This is a genomic window from Pseudomonas sp. HR1, assembly GCF_030175875.1.
Lineage (GTDB): Bacteria > Pseudomonadota > Gammaproteobacteria > Pseudomonadales > Pseudomonadaceae > Chryseomonas > Chryseomonas oryzihabitans.
Window position 1 is genome coordinate 575,936 of the sequence record NZ_JASNRF010000001.1, and the last position, 16,055, is coordinate 591,990.

27 protein-coding genes and 3 tRNA genes are annotated in these 16,055 nt (G+C 60.2%); 3 read left to right on the forward strand and 27 right to left on the reverse strand.

From position 1 onward, the window contains the following. Position 1 precedes the first annotated feature (1 nt). From rpmD to QKY98_RS02760, 27 genes are all read right to left on the reverse strand, one after another. A complete protein-coding gene (gene rpmD / locus QKY98_RS02630) occupies positions 2 to 184 on the reverse strand; it encodes a 50S ribosomal protein L30 (protein ID WP_007161233.1) in 183 nt (60 codons plus the stop codon). A 2-nt stretch (positions 185 to 186) separates the two neighbouring features. Next, a complete protein-coding gene (gene rpsE, locus QKY98_RS02635; RefSeq protein WP_007161234.1) occupies positions 187 to 687 on the reverse strand; it encodes a 30S ribosomal protein S5 in 501 nt (166 codons plus the stop codon). Positions 688 to 690: 3 nt separating this feature from the next. Further along, positions 691 to 1,041: a 50S ribosomal protein L18 gene (rplR, locus tag QKY98_RS02640; RefSeq protein WP_007161235.1), complete on the reverse strand. Its 351-nt coding sequence runs from the start codon at positions 1,039 to 1,041 to the stop codon at positions 691 to 693. Positions 1,042 to 1,051: 10 nt separating this feature from the next. Beyond that, the gene (rplF, locus tag QKY98_RS02645; protein WP_017640286.1) at positions 1,052 to 1,585 is read right to left on the reverse strand and encodes a 50S ribosomal protein L6; all 534 of its coding nucleotides are present in this window, start codon (positions 1,583 to 1,585) and stop codon (positions 1,052 to 1,054) included. An 11-nt stretch (positions 1,586 to 1,596) separates the two neighbouring features. Continuing rightward, positions 1,597 to 1,989 carry a 30S ribosomal protein S8 gene (rpsH, locus tag QKY98_RS02650; protein WP_017640285.1) on the reverse strand — a complete coding sequence of 131 codons (393 nt, stop codon included), beginning with the start codon at positions 1,987 to 1,989 and terminating at the stop codon, positions 1,597 to 1,599. Positions 1,990 to 2,151: 162 nt separating this feature from the next. Then, positions 2,152 to 2,457: a 30S ribosomal protein S14 gene (gene rpsN / locus QKY98_RS02655; RefSeq protein WP_007161238.1), complete on the reverse strand. Its 306-nt coding sequence runs from the start codon at positions 2,455 to 2,457 to the stop codon at positions 2,152 to 2,154. Between the two features lie 13 nt (positions 2,458 to 2,470). After that, positions 2,471 to 3,010: a 50S ribosomal protein L5 gene (gene rplE, locus QKY98_RS02660; protein WP_007161239.1), complete on the reverse strand. Its 540-nt coding sequence runs from the start codon at positions 3,008 to 3,010 to the stop codon at positions 2,471 to 2,473. 19 nt (positions 3,011 to 3,029) lie between these two features. Further along, on the reverse strand, positions 3,030 to 3,344 hold the full coding sequence (gene rplX / locus QKY98_RS02665; RefSeq protein ID WP_007161240.1) for a 50S ribosomal protein L24: 315 nt from the start codon (positions 3,342 to 3,344) through the stop codon (positions 3,030 to 3,032). A gap of 12 nt (positions 3,345 to 3,356) precedes the next feature. Beyond that, complete coding sequence (gene rplN, locus QKY98_RS02670; RefSeq protein WP_007161241.1) at positions 3,357 to 3,725, reverse strand: 50S ribosomal protein L14; 369 nt, start codon at positions 3,723 to 3,725, stop codon at positions 3,357 to 3,359. A gap of 12 nt (positions 3,726 to 3,737) precedes the next feature. Beyond that, complete coding sequence (rpsQ, locus tag QKY98_RS02675; protein ID WP_007161242.1) at positions 3,738 to 4,004, reverse strand: 30S ribosomal protein S17; 267 nt, start codon at positions 4,002 to 4,004, stop codon at positions 3,738 to 3,740. A gap of 2 nt (positions 4,005 to 4,006) precedes the next feature. After that, entirely contained in the window at positions 4,007 to 4,198 is a 192-nt protein-coding gene (rpmC, locus tag QKY98_RS02680; protein ID WP_007161243.1) for a 50S ribosomal protein L29, read from the reverse strand. Further along, on the reverse strand, positions 4,198 to 4,611 hold the full coding sequence (gene rplP, locus QKY98_RS02685) for a 50S ribosomal protein L16 (protein WP_007161244.1): 414 nt from the start codon (positions 4,609 to 4,611) through the stop codon (positions 4,198 to 4,200). Before rplP ends, rpmC begins: the two co-directional genes overlap by 1 nt. 12 nt (positions 4,612 to 4,623) lie before the next feature. Then, positions 4,624 to 5,313 (reverse strand): 30S ribosomal protein S3, encoded by a 690-nt coding sequence (gene rpsC, locus QKY98_RS02690; RefSeq protein WP_007161245.1) that lies wholly within the window; start codon positions 5,311 to 5,313, stop codon positions 4,624 to 4,626. A 13-nt stretch (positions 5,314 to 5,326) separates the two neighbouring features. Further along, entirely contained in the window at positions 5,327 to 5,659 is a 333-nt protein-coding gene (gene rplV / locus QKY98_RS02695; RefSeq protein WP_007161246.1) for a 50S ribosomal protein L22, read from the reverse strand. A gap of 12 nt (positions 5,660 to 5,671) precedes the next feature. Continuing rightward, positions 5,672 to 5,947 (reverse strand): 30S ribosomal protein S19, encoded by a 276-nt coding sequence (rpsS, locus tag QKY98_RS02700; RefSeq protein WP_007161247.1) that lies wholly within the window; start codon positions 5,945 to 5,947, stop codon positions 5,672 to 5,674. Positions 5,948 to 5,965: 18 nt separating this feature from the next. After that, entirely contained in the window at positions 5,966 to 6,787 is an 822-nt protein-coding gene (gene rplB / locus QKY98_RS02705) for a 50S ribosomal protein L2 (protein WP_007161248.1), read from the reverse strand. A 12-nt stretch (positions 6,788 to 6,799) separates the two neighbouring features. Further along, positions 6,800 to 7,099, reverse strand: a complete 300-nt coding sequence (gene rplW, locus QKY98_RS02710) for a 50S ribosomal protein L23 (RefSeq protein WP_007161249.1) — start codon at positions 7,097 to 7,099, stop codon at positions 6,800 to 6,802. Beyond that, on the reverse strand, positions 7,096 to 7,698 hold the full coding sequence (gene rplD, locus QKY98_RS02715; RefSeq protein WP_007161250.1) for a 50S ribosomal protein L4: 603 nt from the start codon (positions 7,696 to 7,698) through the stop codon (positions 7,096 to 7,098). The genes rplW and rplD overlap by 4 nt, the downstream gene beginning before the upstream one ends. A 13-nt stretch (positions 7,699 to 7,711) precedes the next feature. After that, complete coding sequence (gene rplC, locus QKY98_RS02720) at positions 7,712 to 8,347, reverse strand: 50S ribosomal protein L3 (RefSeq protein ID WP_007161251.1); 636 nt, start codon at positions 8,345 to 8,347, stop codon at positions 7,712 to 7,714. Between the two features lie 84 nt (positions 8,348 to 8,431). Then, entirely contained in the window at positions 8,432 to 8,743 is a 312-nt protein-coding gene (rpsJ, locus tag QKY98_RS02725) for a 30S ribosomal protein S10 (RefSeq protein ID WP_003243886.1), read from the reverse strand. Between the two features lie 171 nt (positions 8,744 to 8,914). Further along, positions 8,915 to 10,108, reverse strand: coding sequence for an elongation factor Tu (gene tuf / locus QKY98_RS02730; RefSeq protein ID WP_027603089.1), 1,194 nt, complete (start codon positions 10,106 to 10,108; stop codon positions 8,915 to 8,917). 84 nt (positions 10,109 to 10,192) lie between these two features. Beyond that, positions 10,193 to 10,268: transfer RNA gene (locus tag QKY98_RS02735), tRNA-Thr, on the reverse strand. A 20-nt stretch (positions 10,269 to 10,288) separates the two neighbouring features. After that, positions 10,289 to 10,362, reverse strand: a tRNA-Gly gene (locus QKY98_RS02740). A gap of 23 nt (positions 10,363 to 10,385) precedes the next feature. Continuing rightward, positions 10,386 to 10,470, reverse strand: a tRNA-Tyr gene (locus QKY98_RS02745). 220 nt (positions 10,471 to 10,690) lie between these two features. After that, a complete protein-coding gene (locus QKY98_RS02750) occupies positions 10,691 to 12,232 on the reverse strand; it encodes a phosphoenolpyruvate carboxykinase (protein WP_007161252.1) in 1,542 nt (513 codons plus the stop codon). A 104-nt stretch (positions 12,233 to 12,336) separates the two neighbouring features. Further along, a complete protein-coding gene (hslO, locus tag QKY98_RS02755; protein WP_007161253.1) occupies positions 12,337 to 13,230 on the reverse strand; it encodes an Hsp33 family molecular chaperone HslO in 894 nt (297 codons plus the stop codon). A 106-nt stretch (positions 13,231 to 13,336) separates the two neighbouring features. Beyond that, positions 13,337 to 13,750 carry an RNA-binding S4 domain-containing protein gene (locus QKY98_RS02760; protein WP_439000737.1) on the reverse strand — a complete coding sequence of 138 codons (414 nt, stop codon included), beginning with the start codon at positions 13,748 to 13,750 and terminating at the stop codon, positions 13,337 to 13,339. 88 nt (positions 13,751 to 13,838) lie between these two features. Here QKY98_RS02760 and rimA point away from each other — a divergent pair, with 88 nt between their 5' ends. The 3 genes from rimA to rimK are packed head-to-tail and all read left to right on the forward strand — an operon-like array spanning position 13,839 to position 16,009. Continuing rightward, the gene (gene rimA, locus QKY98_RS02765) at positions 13,839 to 14,615 is read left to right on the forward strand and encodes a S6 modification regulatory phosphodiesterase RimA (protein WP_027598256.1); all 777 of its coding nucleotides are present in this window, start codon (positions 13,839 to 13,841) and stop codon (positions 14,613 to 14,615) included. Between the two features lie 15 nt (positions 14,616 to 14,630). Next, positions 14,631 to 15,107: a retropepsin-like aspartic endopeptidase RimB gene (gene rimB / locus QKY98_RS02770; RefSeq protein WP_027598255.1), complete on the forward strand. Its 477-nt coding sequence runs from the start codon at positions 14,631 to 14,633 to the stop codon at positions 15,105 to 15,107. Next, a complete protein-coding gene (rimK, locus tag QKY98_RS02775; protein ID WP_027598254.1) occupies positions 15,104 to 16,009 on the forward strand; it encodes a 30S ribosomal protein S6--L-glutamate ligase in 906 nt (301 codons plus the stop codon). The genes rimB and rimK overlap by 4 nt, the downstream gene beginning before the upstream one ends. Positions 16,010 to 16,055 lie beyond the last annotated feature (46 nt).

The window sequence follows — 16,055 nt, forward strand, 5'->3', positions numbered from 1 at the left end:
CTTAACCCTCCACACGCAGAAGGTAATAGGCCTTGTTGATCATGCCGCGATTCTCAGGGGTGTCCTGAACTTCGACGGTGTGACCAATGCGACGCAGGCCGAGACCCTTGACGCAAGCCTTGTGATTGGCCAGACGGCCATGGACGCTCTTGATCAGCGTGACCTTGACGGTTGCGTTAGCCATGATCAGAGAATCTCCTCGACGCTCTTGCCACGCTTGGCGGCAACAGCTTCCGGCGCCTGCATGTGCTTGAGACCTTCGAAGGTCGCGTACACCACGTTTACCGGGTTGGTGGAGCCGTAGCACTTGGCCAGGACGTTCTGCACACCAGCGACTTCCAGCACGGCGCGCATGGCACCGCCGGCGATGATGCCGGTACCGTCGGAAGCGGGCTGCATGTACACCTTGGAGGCGCCATGAGCGGCCTTGACCGGGTACTGCAGGGTGGTGCCGTTCAGATCCACCTGGATCATGTTGCGGCGAGCAGCTTCCATAGCCTTCTGGATGGCAGCAGGCACTTCACGGGCCTTGCCACGGCCGAAGCCAACGCGGCCTTTGCCATCGCCAACCACGGTCAGAGCGGTGAAGGCGAAGATACGGCCGCCTTTCACGGTTTTGGCTACGCGGTTAACTTGAACCAGCTTCTCGATGTAGCCTTCGTCGCGCTTTTGATCGTTATTTGCCATGACTTAGAACTCCAGCCCGCCTTCACGAGCAGCGTCGGCCAGCGCTTTGACGCGACCATGGTACTTGAAGCCAGAACGATCAAAGGCCACCTGGGTAACGCCAGCGGCCTTGGCACGCTCGGCGACCAGCAGACCAACTTTCTTGGCCGCCTCGACGTTGCTGGTAGCGCTTTCGCGCAGTTCTTTGTCCAGCGTAGAAGCGCTGGCCAGGACCTTGCTGCCGTCGGCCGCGATGACCTGGGCATAGATGTGCTGGGAAGAGCGGTACACGCACAGACGCACCACTTCCAGCTCGCGCATCTTCAGGCGAGCCTTGCGAGCGCGACGCAGTCGGGTTTCTTTCTTGACGGTCATTTGCTATGCCCTACTTTTTCTTGGCTTCTTTACGGTGGACGACTTCGTCGGCATACCGTACGCCCTTGCCCTTGTAAGGCTCCGGCGGACGGAAACCACGAATCTCAGCCGCAACCTGGCCGACCAGCTGCTTGTCGATACCCTTGATCAGGATTTCGGTCTGGTTGGGGGTTTCTGCGGTGATGCCTTGCGGCAGGTCGTAGTCCACGGGGTGAGAGAAGCCCAGAGCGAGGTTCAGCACCTGACCTTTGGCTTGGGCCTTGTAGCCCACACCGACCAGTTGCAGCTTGCGCTCGAAGCCCTGGCTGACGCCGACCACCATGTTGTTGACCAGGGCACGGGTAGTGCCGGCCATCGCACGGGTCTGCTGATCGCCATTGCGAGCAGCGAAACGCAGCTCACCGGACTCTTGAGTGACTTCAACGGACGGATGGACCTTCAGTTCCAGAGCGCCCTTGGCACCCTTGATCGAAAGGGCCTGACCGGCCAGATTAACTTCGACGCCTGCAGGCAGTCTTACAGGGTTTTTAGCAACGCGAGACATGCTGATTCCCCTTAGAAGACTGTGCAGAGCACTTCGCCGCCAACACCAGCAGCACGGGCTGCGCGATCAGTCATCACACCTTTGTTGGTGGAAACGATCGACACGCCCAGACCGCCACGCACTTTCGGCAGCTGGTCAACGGCTTTGTACTGGCGCAGACCGGGACGGCTGCTACGCTTCAGCTCTTCGATGACAGGCTTGCCTTCGAAGTACTTCAGCTCGATGGACAGCGACGGCTTGGATTCCGCGCTGACCTGAAAATCCGCGATGTAACCTTCGTCCTTGAGGACTTTGGCGACGGCAGCCTTCAGCTTGGAAGAAGGCATGCTCACAACGGCCTTTTCAGCCATCTGGGCATTACGGATACGAGTTAGCATGTCTGCTAACGGGTCCTGCATACTCATGGGCTATTAGCTCCTAATACAGAAATTGAGCCTACCGGCTCTCAAAATCACCCCTCGGCAATAGGCCGATTCGGGCGAGCCGAGCATTCTAGAGATCGGCCTGAAACGAATCAAGCCCCAAAAGGGGCTTGATTCAGTTACCGCGATGAAAGGCGCTAGCTGTTACCAGCTGGCCTTCACCAGGCCGGGCACGTCACCGCGCATGGCTGCTTCACGCAGCTTGATGCGGGACAGACCGAACTTGCGGTACACGCCATGCGGACGACCGGTCAGGCGGCAGCGGTTACGCATGCGGCTGGCGCTGGCGTCACGGGGCTGCTTCTGCAGGGCGACCTGGGCATTCCAACGCTCCTCGGGAGAGGCGTTGACGTTACCGATGGTCGCCTTCAGCTCGGCGCGCTTCTTGGCGTACTTGGCAACCGTTTGCTGACGCTTCAGCTCACGGTTAATCATGCTTTGCTTAGCCATTTGAAGACCTCAATCAGTTACGGAACGGGAAGTTGAACGCGCGCAGCAGCGCACGGCCTTCCTCGTCGGTACGAGCGGTGGTGGTCAGGGTGATGTCCATGCCACGCAGCGCATCGATCTTGTCGTAATCGATTTCCGGGAAGATGATCTGCTCTTTCACGCCCATGCTGTAGTTGCCACGACCATCGAAGGACTTGGCATTCAGGCCGCGGAAGTCACGCACGCGCGGCAGGGAGATGGACAGCAGACGATCCAGGAATTCATACATGCGATCGCTACGCAGGGTCACCTTGACGCCAATCGGCCAGCCTTCGCGGATCTTGAAGCCAGCAATGGAATTGCGGGCATAAGTCACGACCGGCTTTTGACCAGCGATCTTTTCCAGGTCAGCTACAGCGTTGTCGATGATCTTCTTGTCACCGACTGCTTCGCCCAGACCCATGTTCAAGGTGATCTTGGTGATGCGCGGAACTTCCATCACGTTACCCAGCTGAAGCTGCTCTTTCAGCTTGGGCGCGATTTCCTTCCGATAAATCTCTTTCAATCGAGCCATGGTGATCTACCTAGCAGCTTCAGGCCTGGACCGCTTTTTGGGTCGACTTGAAGATACGAATCTTCTTGCCGTCTTCGACTTTGAAACCAACGCGGTCAGCCTTGTTGGTCTCGGAGTTGAAAATGGCAACGTTGGAGACATGCAGAGGGGCTTCTTTCTCTACGATGCCACCCTGAACGCCCAGCATGGGGTTGGGCTTGGTGTGGCGCTTGACCAGGTTGACCCCGCCAACGACCAGACGGTCATCGGCGAGCACCTTCAGCACCTTGCCACGTTTACCCTTGTCCTTGCCGGCAATGACGATTACCTCGTCGTCACGACGAATCTTTTGCATGTCGGCTACTCCTTACAGCACTTCGGGGGCAAGGGAGACGATCTTCATGAACTTCTCGGAGCGAAGTTCACGGGTCACCGGCCCAAAGATACGGGTGCCAATCGGCTCTTGCTTGTTGTTCAGCAGAACCGCGGCGTTGCCGTCGAAGCGGATGATGGAACCGTCGGTGCGGCGGACGCCGTGCTTGGTACGCACGACGACAGCAGTCATCACCTGACCTTTCTTCACCTTGCCGCGCGGAATTGCTTCCTTGACGGTGACTTTGATGATGTCGCCGATGCCGGCGTAGCGGCGGTGGGAACCGCCGAGCACCTTGATGCACATCACGCGACGAGCGCCGCTGTTGTCGGCGACGTCAAGCATGGATTGAGTCTGGATCATGGCTCTCTACCCTTATACCTGAACGGCGCGCTCGACGACGTCAACCAGGGTCCACGCCTTGGTCTTGGCCAGCGGGCGGGTTTCGCGAATGGTGACCAGGTCACCAATGCGGCACTGATTGGTTTCGTCGTGAGCGTGCAGCTTGGTGGAACGCTTCACGTATTTGCCGTAGATCGGGTGCTTTACGCGACGCTCGATCAGTACGGTCACGGTTTTGTCCATCTTGTCGCTGACCACTCGGCCGGTCAGCGTACGGACAGTTTTTTCAGCTTCAGCCATGATCACTTACCTGCTTGCTGGTTCAGCACAGTCTTGACGCGAGCGATGTCGCGCTTCACTTGCGAGAGCATGTGAGACTGACCCAACTGGCCAGTTGCCTTCTGCATACGCAGATTGAACTGGTCACGCAGCAGGTTGAGAAGCTGCTCGTTCAGCTCCTCTACGGATTTCTCACGCAAATCTTTCGCTTTCATCACATCACCGTCCGCTTAACAAAGGAGGTTTCGACGGGAAGCTTGGCAGCGGCCAGGGCGAACGCCTGACGAGCCAGATCCTCGGAAACACCCTCGATCTCGTACAGGACCTTGCCCGGCTGGATCTGGGCTACCCAGTACTCGACACTACCCTTACCTTTACCCATCCGCACCTCGAGAGGCTTCTTGGTGACAGGCTTGTCAGGGAAGACGCGGATCCAGATCTTGCCGCCACGCTTCACGTGACGGGTCAGCGCACGACGTGCGGATTCGATCTGGCGAGCGGTCAGACGGCCACGGCCGACAGCCTTCAGCGCGTACTCGCCGAAGCTGACCTTGCTACCGCGATGAGCCAGACCACGGTTGTGGCCGGTCATCTGCTTGCGGAATTTTGTACGCTTGGGTTGCAGCATGTTGCGTACTCCTTACTTAGCAGCAGCTTTTTTGCGCGGAGCCGGGGCGACGGGCTTGAGCTCTTCCTGGCGGCCACCAATGACCTCACCCTTGAAGATCCAGACCTTCACACCGATCACACCGTAGGTGGTGTGAGCTTCCGCAGTGGCGTAGTCGATATCGGCACGCAGGGTGTGCAGGGGCACACGACCTTCGCGATACCACTCGGTACGGGCGATTTCAGCACCGCCCAGACGACCGCTCACTTGAATCTTGATGCCTTTGGCACCAATGCGGATCGCGTTCTGCACGGCGCGCTTCATGGCGCGACGGAACATCACACGACGCTCAAGCTGCTGCGCAACGCTCTGCGCAACCAGGGCACCGTCGAGCTCCGGCTTGCGGATCTCTTCGATGTTGATGTGCACGGGCACACCCATTCTTGCGGTCAGGTCCTGACGCAGCTTCTCGACATCCTCACCTTTCTTGCCGATCACGATACCGGGACGGGCGGTGTGGATGGTGATGCGTGCGGTTTGAGCCGGGCGATGAATATCGATACGGCTTACGGACGCGCTTTTTAGTTTGTCCTGGAGGTACTCACGAACCTTCAGGTCGGCCAGCAGATAGTCCGCATAAGTGCGCTTATCCGCGTACCAGACCGAAGTGTGCTCCTTGACGATACCCAGGCGAATGCCATTGGGATGTACTTTCTGACCCATCTGATCGACTCCGTTACTTGTCCGCAACCTTGACCGTGATATGGCAAGACCGCTTCACGATGCGATCAGCACGACCTTTGGCACGCGGCATGATGCGCTTGAGCGAACGACCTTCGTTTACGAAGACGGTGGAGACCTTCAGGTCGTCCACGTCGGCGCCTTCATTGTGCTCGGCGTTGGCAACAGCCGACTCCAGCACCTTCTTCATGATTTCAGCGGCTTTCTTGCTGCTGAAAGTCAACAGGTTGAGCGCTTCGCCCACCTTCTTCCCGCGAATCTGGTCGGCGACCAAGCGGGCTTTCTGGGCGGAGATACGAGCGCCCGACAGCTTAGCGGCTACTTCCATCTTCCTTACCCCTTAACGCTTGGCTTTCTTGTCAGCCGCATGACCGCGATAGGTGCGGGTAGCAGCGAACTCGCCGAGTTTGTGGCCGACCATGTCTTCGTTCACCAGAACGGGGACATGTTGACGACCGTTGTGCACAGCGATGGTCAGGCCGACCATCTGCGGCAGGATCATCGAACGACGCGACCAGGTCTTGATCGGCTTGCGTTCGTTTTTTTCCACCGCGACTTCGATCTTCTTCAACAGGTGAAGATCGATAAAAGGACCTTTCTTCAGAGAACGGGGCACAGTCGAATCCTCTACTGATTACTTGCCGCGACGGACAATCATCTTGTCGGTACGCTTGTTGGAGCGCGTCTTGAGACCCTTGGTCTTGACGCCCCACGGCGAAACCGGATGACGGCCACCGGAAGTACGACCTTCACCACCACCGTGCGGGTGATCGACCGGGTTCATGGCAACACCACGAACAGTCGGACGCACGCCACGCCAGCGGGTGGCACCGGCCTTACCCAGCGAACGCAGGCTGTGCTCACCGTTGGACACTTCGCCCAGGGTGGCACGGCACTCGGACAGCACCTTGCGCATTTCACCGCTGCGCAGACGCACGGTGACGTAGGCGCCTTCGCGGGCGACCAGCTGAGCGGAGGTACCCGCGGAACGAGCGATCTGAGCGCCTTTGCCAGGCTTCAGCTCGATACCGTGGATGGTGCTACCGACCGGCACGTTACGCAGCGGCAGGTTGTTGCCGGCCTTGATGGGCGCGCCAGCGCCGGACAGCAGCTGGTCACCGGCAGCAACGCCCTTGGGGGCGATGATGTAGCGACGCTCGCCATCGGCGTACTTCAGCAGAGCGATGTGTGCAGTACGGTTCGGATCGTATTCGATACGCTCAACGACGGCAGGGATGCCATCCTTGTTGCGACGGAAATCGACCAGACGATAGTGCTGCTTGTGACCACCGCCGATGTGGCGAGTGGTGATACGACCATTGTTGTTACGGCCGCCGGACTTGCTCTTCTTCTCCAGCAAAGGAGCGTAGGGCGCGCCTTTGTGCAGATCAGAGTTGACCACCTTGACCACAAAGCGGCGGCCAGCGGAGGTCGGCTTGCATTTTACGATTGCCATGATGCCCCCTGATTACTCGGCGCTGCTGGAAAAGTCGAGATCCTGGCCCGGCTGGAGTGCGATGTACGCTTTTTTCCAGTCGTTACGCTTGCCCAGACCACGAGCGGTGCGCTTGGTCTTGCCCTGGACGTTCAGGGTGCTGACGCTGCGAACCTTGACCTCGAACAGCTGCTCGACGGCCTTCTTAATTTCCAGCTTGGTTGCATCGGTGGCAACCTTGAATACGAACTGCTTCTGGCTGTCCGCCAGCATGGTGGCCTTCTCGGAGATGTGCGGGCCAAGCAGCACTTTGAATACGCGTTCCTGGTTCATGCCAGCAGCTCCTCGAATTTCTTCACGGCGGACACAGTGACCAGCACCTTGTCGTAGGCGATCAGGCTGACCGGGTCGGAACCCTGGACATCACGCACGTCGACGAAAGGCAGGTTGCGGGCGGCCAGATACAGATTCTGGTCGACAGCGTCGGTCACAATCAGCACGTCGCTCAGGCCCAGGCCGTCCAGCTTGCTGACCAGGGTCTTGGTCTTGGGCGCGTCGACGGCGAAGTCGTCAACCACGACCAGACGATCCAGACGGACCAGCTCGGCGAGGATGGAGCGCAGTGCAGCGCGGTACATCTTCTTGTTCAGCTTCTGGCTGTGATCCTGGGGCTTGGCTGCGAAAGCCACGCCACCGGAACGCCAGATGGGGCTGCGGATGGTACCGGCACGGGCACGACCGCTGCCCTTCTGACGCCAGGGCTTCTTGCCGCCGCCGCTGACTTCGGAACGGGTCTTCTGGGCACGGGTGCCCTGACGACCGCCAGCCATGTAGGCAACGACTGCCTGGTGAACCAGGGTCTCGTTGAATTCACCGCCGAAGGTGTGCTCGGAGACTTCGATAGCTTGAGAGCCATTCACATTGAGTTGCATGTTCTCTCTCCTCTCAACCACGGGCCTTGACAGCGGGACGCACGATCACGTCACCACCCGGCGCGCCGGGGACGGCACCCTTGACCAGCAGCAGGTTGCGCTCGGCGTCTACACGCACGACTTCCAGCGACTGAACGGTTACACGCTCCGCACCCAGGTGACCGGACATTTTCTTGCCCTTGAACACTCGACCAGGAGTCTGGCACTGGCCGATGGAACCAGGTGCACGGTGGGAAACGGAGTTACCGTGGGTGTTGTCCTGACCACGGAAGTTCCAGCGCTTGATGGTACCGGCGTAGCCCTTACCTTTGGACTGACCAGTGACATCAACCATCTGACCGGCTTCGAACAGGGCTACGGTGACTTCGTCGCCAGCCTTGTACTCACCGTCTTCCAGGCGGAATTCGAGGACGCTACGACCAGCAGCAACGCTGGCCTTGGCGAAGTGACCGGCTTGCGCCTTGGTCACGCGGGAAGCACGACGCTCGCCCACGGTTACCTGAATGGCACGGTAGCCATCGGTTTCTTCGCTTTTGAATTGGGTTACGCGATTCGGCTCGATCTCAATGACCGTAACCGGAACGGAAACGCCTTCTTCGGTGAAAACGCGGGTCATACCGCATTTACGACCGACTAAACCAATCGTCATGTTGAGAACCTCTTGAGTGTACGGGGCTTTCACCCGCTATGGCCGCCCATTTCAGAGCGTTACACGACTGAAACCTTGACGGTCTCAGCCGAGGCTGATTTGCACTTCAACGCCAGCGGCGAGATCGAGCTTCATCAGCGCATCGACGGTCTTGTCGGTGGGCTGAACGATGTCGAGCACACGCTTGTGGGTACGAATTTCGTACTGGTCACGAGCGTCCTTGTTGACGTGCGGAGAAATCAGCACTGTGTAACGTTCCTTGCGGGTTGGCAGAGGAATCGGACCACGCACCTGAGCACCAGTACGTTTCGCGGTTTCCACGATTTCCTGGGTAGATTGATCGATCAGGCGATGATCAAAAGCCTTCAACCGAATACGGATTTGTTGATTTTGCATTTGACCTCAGACTCCAAGCTTTCCCCTCGGGCAAAAAGGTGCCCGATTAAAGGAGGCGCAATTCTAAGGATGTCGCTGACAGCTGTCAAGAACGCCTCTTTTGCCATCTGTCAATTTCATGAGGCAAGAAAAAAGGCCCCGAAGGGCCCTTTTTCGTTTCAGATCAATCGATTACTCGATGATCTTGGCAACCACGCCGGCGCCGACGGTACGACCGCCTTCACGGATGGCGAAACGCAGACCATCTTCCATCGCGATAGGAGCGATCAGGGTGACAACCATCTTGATGTTGTCGCCCGGCATCACCATCTCGACGCCTTCCGGCAGTTCGCAGTTACCGGTCACGTCGGTGGTGCGGAAGTAGAACTGCGGACGGTAGCCCTTGAAGAACGGAGTGTGACGACCACCTTCTTCCTTGGACAGCACGTACACTTCGCACTCGAACTTGGTGTGCGGCTTGATGGTGTTCGGCTTGGCCAGAACCTGGCCACGCTCCACGTCTTCACGCTTGGTGCCACGCAGCAGCACGCCGACGTTCTCGCCAGCACGGCCTTCGTCCAGCAGCTTGCGGAACATTTCAACGCCGGTGCAGGTGGTCTTGACGGTGGCCTTGATGCCCACGATCTCGACTTCTTCCTGGACCTTGACGATGCCACGCTCGACACGACCAGTTACCACGGTACCGCGACCGGAGATCGAGAACACGTCTTCGATCGGCATCAGGAACGGCTTGTCGATGGCGCGCTCGGGCTCGGGGATGTAGGAGTCCAGGGTCTCGACCAGCTTGCGCACGGCGGAGACGCCCATCTCGTTGTCATCCTGACCGTTCAGAGCCATCAGCGCGGAGCCGATAACGATCGGAGTGTCGTCGCCCGGGAAGTCGTAGGTGTTCAGCAGATCGCGAACTTCCATTTCGACCAGTTCCAGCAGCTCGGCGTCGTCAACCATGTCGGCCTTGTTCAGGAACACGACGATGTAGGGAACGCCTACCTGACGGGACAGCAGGATGTGCTCGCGGGTCTGCGGCATGGGGCCGTCAGCAGCCGAGCAAACCAGGATCGCGCCGTCCATCTGGGCAGCACCGGTGATCATGTTCTTCACGTAGTCGGCGTGGCCGGGGCAGTCGACGTGCGCGTAGTGACGGATCGCCGAGTCGTACTCAACGTGGGAGGTGTTGATGGTGATACCGCGAGCCTTTTCTTCCGGCGCGTTATCGATCTGGTCGAAACCACGAGCGGAACCGCCCCAGGTGTCGGCACAGACCTTGGTCAGCGCTGCGGTCAGAGTGGTCTTGCCATGGTCAACGTGACCGATGGTGCCCACGTTCAGGTGCGGCTTGTTACGTTCAAACTTTTCTTTAGCCATCGACACTCTCTCCCTTCACGAATTGAGCAAAGCAATGCCGCCATTAAAACAAAGGCAGATATTTTCATATCTGCCTTTTTAAGATGGAGCTCATGAGCGGATTTGAACCGCTGACCTCACCCTTACCAAGGGTGTGCTCTACCAACTGAGCTACATGAGCGAAACATTTGCCAGTCAAACTGGAGCGGGTAGCGGGAATCGAACCCGCATCATCAGCTTGGAAGGCTGAGGTTCTACCACTGAACTATACCCGCAGAGCCTAAACGCTCTAGCAATCTGGTGGAGGGGGAAGGATTCGAACCTTCGAAGTCTGCGACGTCAGATTTACAGTCTGATCCCTTTGGCCACTCGGGAACCCCTCCAAAGTGAGGCGGCATTTTCTTCATCTGCCCTCCTCTTGTCAAGGATCCTTTTAAAATCTCCTTAACAATCAGTGCTTTCGCCTCGCTCGCTAGCGTTATCAGCGAAAGCGGGCGCAGTTTATGCAACCACGGCGGAGTGCGCAACCCCAAAACGAAAAAAAAGCTTAAAAAACAAAGGCCGCCCTAGCGGCGGCCTTTGTTTGCAGACGGCGACCCCCTGTTACAGCTGGGGACCGGCCGCCACGATGCCTTCGGAGACGCCGGAGAACTTCTTGAAATTCTCGACGAACTTGCCGGCCAGCTCCCGAGCGGCGGCGTCATAGGCGGCGCCATCCTGCCAGGTGTCGCGCGGATTGAGCAGGACGCTGTCCACGCCCGGCACGGCGACCGGGACGTCGAGATTGATGACCGGCACATGGCGAGTCTCGGCACCGATGAGGGCGCCGCTCTGAATGGCCGCGATCACCGCGCGAGTGGTGGGGATGTTGAAGCGCTTGCCCACGCCGTAGCCACCACCGGTCCAGCCGGTGTTGACCAGGTACACCTTGGAGCCGAAGCCCTGGATGCGCTTGATCAGCAGATCGGCGTACTCAGCCGCCGGGCGCGGGAAGAAGGGCGCACCGAAGCAGGTGGAGAAGGTCGACTTGATGCCGGGACCGGAACCCATCTCGGTCGAGCCGACCAGGGCGGTGTAGCCGGACAGGAAGTGATAGGCCGCCTGCTCATTATTAAGGATGGAAACCGGGGGCAGGACGCCAGTGAGGTCGCAGGTCAGGAAGATGACCGCATTGGGCTCGCCACCCAGGTTGTGCTCGGCGCGCTTGTCGATCAGCTCGCGCGGATAGGCCGCCCGGCTGTTCTGGGTCAGGCTGTCGTCGGCATAGTTGGGCTGACGGGTCTGGGGATCCAGGACCACGTTCTCCAGCACGGCGCCGAACTGGATGGCCTTCCAGATCACCGGCTCGTTCTTCTCGGACAGGTCGATGCACTTGGCGTAGCAGCCACCTTCCATGTTGAAGACGGTACCCACGCCCCAGCCGTGCTCGTCGTCACCGATGAGGTAGCGGCTCTGGTCGGCGGACAGGGTGGTCTTGCCGGTGCCGGAGAGGCCGAAGAACAGGGTGACATCCCCCTCCTCGCCCACGTTGGCGGCGCAGTGCATCGGCAGCACATCCTTTTCCGGCAGCAGGAAGTTCTGCACCGAGAACATGGCCTTCTTCATTTCGCCGGCGTAGCGCATGCCGGCGATCAGCACCTTGCGGGCCGCGAAGTTGATGATGACGGTGCCGTCGGAATTGGTGCCGTCACGCTCGGGCTCGCAGACGAACTCGGGCGCATTGAGGATCTCCCAGGCCGGCTTGGACTGGGGATTGTATTCGGCCGGATTGATGAACAGGCAGCGGCCGAACAGGTTGTGCCAGGCGGTCTGGGTGCGCATGACGACGGGCAGGTAGTGCTCGACATCGGCGCCTACATGGACGTGGGAGACGAATTGATCACGCTCGTCCAGGTAGGCGCTGACGCGCTCCCACAGCGGGGCGAACTTCTCCTCCGGGAAAGGCCGGTTGATCGGCCCCCAGTGGATGGCGTCGCGCGTGGAGGCTTCCTCGACGATAAAGCGATCTACCGGCGAACGCCCCGTGCGATGCCCCGTCTTGACGACCAGCGAGCCATTGGCGGCCAGCTCTCCTTCGCCACGTCGCAGGGACTCTTCCACTAACTGCGCGACGCTGATATCGGTATACACGTTGGCTTTCGTCATTTCGTTCCCCATGGCCCTGGGCCGTTCCTCATGCTTGTAGCTCTTACACGGCAGAACTACACGTTGCGGGATTATGCCAGAAAGCCTTCGGGCTTTTGCAACGGCTAGTGCCGGGTATTTCCTGGGGTTTGCGTGCCGCCGCCCGCAAAAATCTGCGCGATATCGGCGGCGTCGAAGACCTGCTGCTCATTGCAAAACTGACAATCGACCCGAATTTGTCCGTCCTGTTCATCGAGCAGACTCTCGACGTCCGGCTGCCCCATGCTGATCAGGGCATTGGCCGCCCGATCGCGGGAGCAGCTGCAGCTGAAGGCCACCGGTTGCTCGTCGAACAGACGCACCGTTTCCTCGTGGAACAGGCGATGCAGGATCACCTCGTTATCGAGGCCCAGCAGTTCTTCGGCGGTGAGGGTATCGGCCAGGGTGACGACGTGCTCCCAGCTGTCCTGGCGGGCCTGGGCATCCTTGATACGTGACGGCGGCAGCTGCTGGAGCAGCAGGCCACGGGCGCGGCGACCATCGGCATTCAGCCAGAAACGGGTGGGCAACTGCTCGGAGGTGGCGAAGTAGCCGGACAGGCATTCGGCCAGGTTCGCGCCCTCCAGCGGGACGATGCCCTGGTAACGCTGACCGTGGCGGGGATCGATGGTCAGGGCCAGGACGCCATCGGGCATGAGTTCGCCCAAAGAGGCGGACGCGGTAATCTCACTTTCTTCGTAGCGGGCGATGCCGCGCACCTCGCGCTCGCTAGAGCACTCGACCATGAGCAGCGGGATCGGCCCGCTGGAACGCGCCTGCAGCACGAGCAGCCCTTCGAACTTGAGGGTTCCGCACAGCAACGCGGCCGCCGCCAGCATCTCGCCCAGCAATTGGGCGACGGGCTCCGGATAGGCGTGCTTGGCGAGGACCTCGACATAGCTGCGATCCAAGGTGGCCAGTTCGCCGCGGACATCGGTTTCGTCGAACAGGAAGCGCTGGGTGAAATCGTGGGAAGTCATGAACTACCTATATAAGGAAGGAGGCCGCGAAGCCTGACGCTGCGGCACACGCCAGGGCCGCCGAGCGGACCTGGCCATTGAGAGGATCCGGCGAGTCGCGACGGGATCAGTCGTCGAACGGATGGACGTACTCGCGGAACTGGTGGATCTGGCGCCGCTGCTTCTTGGTGGGACGGCCGTCGGTCTGCAGGCCGAGGTTGCCCGCCTTGCGCGCCGCAGCGGCCTGTTCGCGCGCCTTGAGGCTTTCCGGCGTCTCGGTATAGAGCTGCTGGGCCTCGGGCGCACCACGGCGGTTCTGCGACAGGGCGACGATCACCACGGTCTTCTCGTCATAGCCCTGACGGATGGTGAGGACATCGCCGACACGCGGCTCCTTGCTGGGCTTGCAGCGTTCGCCACGGCACTGGACCTTGCCGCCTTCGAGGGCCGCCTTAGCCAGCGCGCGGGTCTTGAAAAAACGTGCAGCCCAGAGCCATTTATCAAGGCGCATCCGTTCTTCAGTGTGATCTACTGCATACATCGAATAAAAGGTCCCCTATTGGGTCTTAGACTCTTCTCAAGAACTCTAAACCATCGGACCGACGCTGCAAGCGCGCCTCTGGAGAGCCATGACCACATTCTTTCCTTCCGACCTGACCGGTCAGACCCGCTGCGCGGGGTGCCAGCAGTCGGAACCCCTGGGCTTCGACTTCGACTTTGCCTATCAGCCCATCGTGGATCTGGACAGAGGCGCGGTCTTCGCCCGGGAAGCGCTGGTGCGCGGACCAGGCGGCGAAGGCGCACTGTCGGTGCTCAATCAGGTGACCGACAGCAACCGCTATAGATTCGACCAGCTCTGCCGCACCAAGGCCATCGCCACCGCGGCGGCCCTGGGCATGCAGGAGAGTCTCTCGATCAACTTTCTGCCCAACGCCGTCTATCGTCCGGAATTGTGTATCCGCAGCACCCTGGCCGCCGCGCGCGAGCATGGCTTTCCCCTGGAGCGCCTGATCTTCGAGACGGTGGAAACCGAGCACGTGGCCAGCAACCACCTGACGCACATCCTGCGCGAATATCAGCAATTCGGCTTCAAGACCGCCATCGATGACTTTGGCGCCGGTCATTCCGGCCTGACCCTGCTGGCCGAATTCCAGCCGGACCTGGTCAAGCTCGACATGGCGCTCATCCGCGGCATCGACCAGGATCAGGTGCGACGGACCATCGTGCGCAACCTCATCGTCATGTGCCGCGAACTGGGTACCCAGGTGATCGCCGAAGGCGTGGAGACCGTCGCCGAACGCGATTGCCTGCGGGACCTCGGGATCGAGCTGATGCAGGGCTATCTGTTCGCCAAACCAGCCTTCAAGCAGCTCGTTGATCCGCAACATTTAGGCGGAGGCCACTAATTTCAAGGAGCAGCGATGAGCAATTCCGCCGAACCGGTCATTATCGGCCTGAGTGAGTGGGTGGCCCTGCCCGATCTGGGCGTGGTCGGGCTGAGAGCCAAGATCGACACCGGCGCCAGTACCTCGGCGCTGCATGCGACAGAAGTCCAGCCGTTCATGCGTGGCAAGGAGCGCTGGGTGAGATTCACCGTGCACCTGGGCACCCTGGTCCAGTCCCGGCACCGCCATTGCGAAGCACCGCTGGTGGCGAAAAAGACCATCCGCAGCTCCAATGGCATCGCCCAGACCCGTTACGTCATCCGTACCCTGCTGGCCCTGGGCGAGTGCCAGTGGCCGGTGGAATTCACCCTGGCCTGCCGCAAGAGCATGCGCTATCGCATGCTGCTCGGCTCCAAGGCGTTGATCGATGGTGGCTTGCTGGTGAATCCGGCCGTCTCCTATGCGCAAGACAAACCCCAGTTGTCCCTTACTCCGGCCTCCGGTGCCCCATGAAAATCGCCGTTCTCTCGCGTAACCCCAACCTGTATTCCACCCGGCGCCTGGTCGAAGCCGGCGTCAGCCGCGGCCATGAGGTGGTCGTGGTCGACACCCTGCGCGCGTACATGAACATCGCCAGCCACAAGCCGCAGATCCATTACCGTGGCAAACCGCTGGAAGGCTTCGATGCGGTCATCCCGCGCATCGGCGCCTCGGTGACCTTCTATGGCTGCGCGGTGCTGCGCCAATTCGAGATGCAGGGCGTCTTTCCGCTCAACGAGAGCGTGGCCATCAGCCGTTCGCGCGACAAGCTGCGCTCCCTGCAACTGCTCTCGCGCAAGGGCATCGGCCTGCCGGTCACCGGCTTCGCCCACTCGCCGGACGACGTGCCGGACCTGATCCAGATGGTCAACGGCGCCCCACTGGTGATCAAGGTGCTGGAAGGCACCCAGGGCATCGGCGTGGTGCTGTGCGAAACCGAGAAGGCGGCCGAGTCGGTGATCGAGGCCTTCATGGGGCTCAAGCAGAACATCATGGTGCAGGAATACATCCGCGAAGCGGGCGGTGCGGACATCCGCTGCTTCGTGGTCGGCGACAAGGTGATCGCGGCGATGAAGCGCCAGGCGGCGCCCGGGGAATTCCGCTCGAATCTGCATCGTGGCGGCACCGCCAGCCTGATCAAGATCACCCCCGAGGAACGCATGACCGCCCTGCGTGCGGCCCGGGCCATGGGCCTGAGCGTGGCCGGGGTGGACATCCTCAGATCCAACCACGGCCCGCTGGTGATGGAGGTCAACTCCTCGCCCGGCCTGGAAGGCATCGAGCAGACCACCGGCAAGGACGTGGCCGGGATCATCATCGAATACCTGGAAAAGAACGCCGAGCCGGGGCTGACACGGACCAAGGGCAAGGGCTGAGGCCGTGGTTTGGGAGGTTGGGCTGCGCTGGCGTCTGGCCCAACCT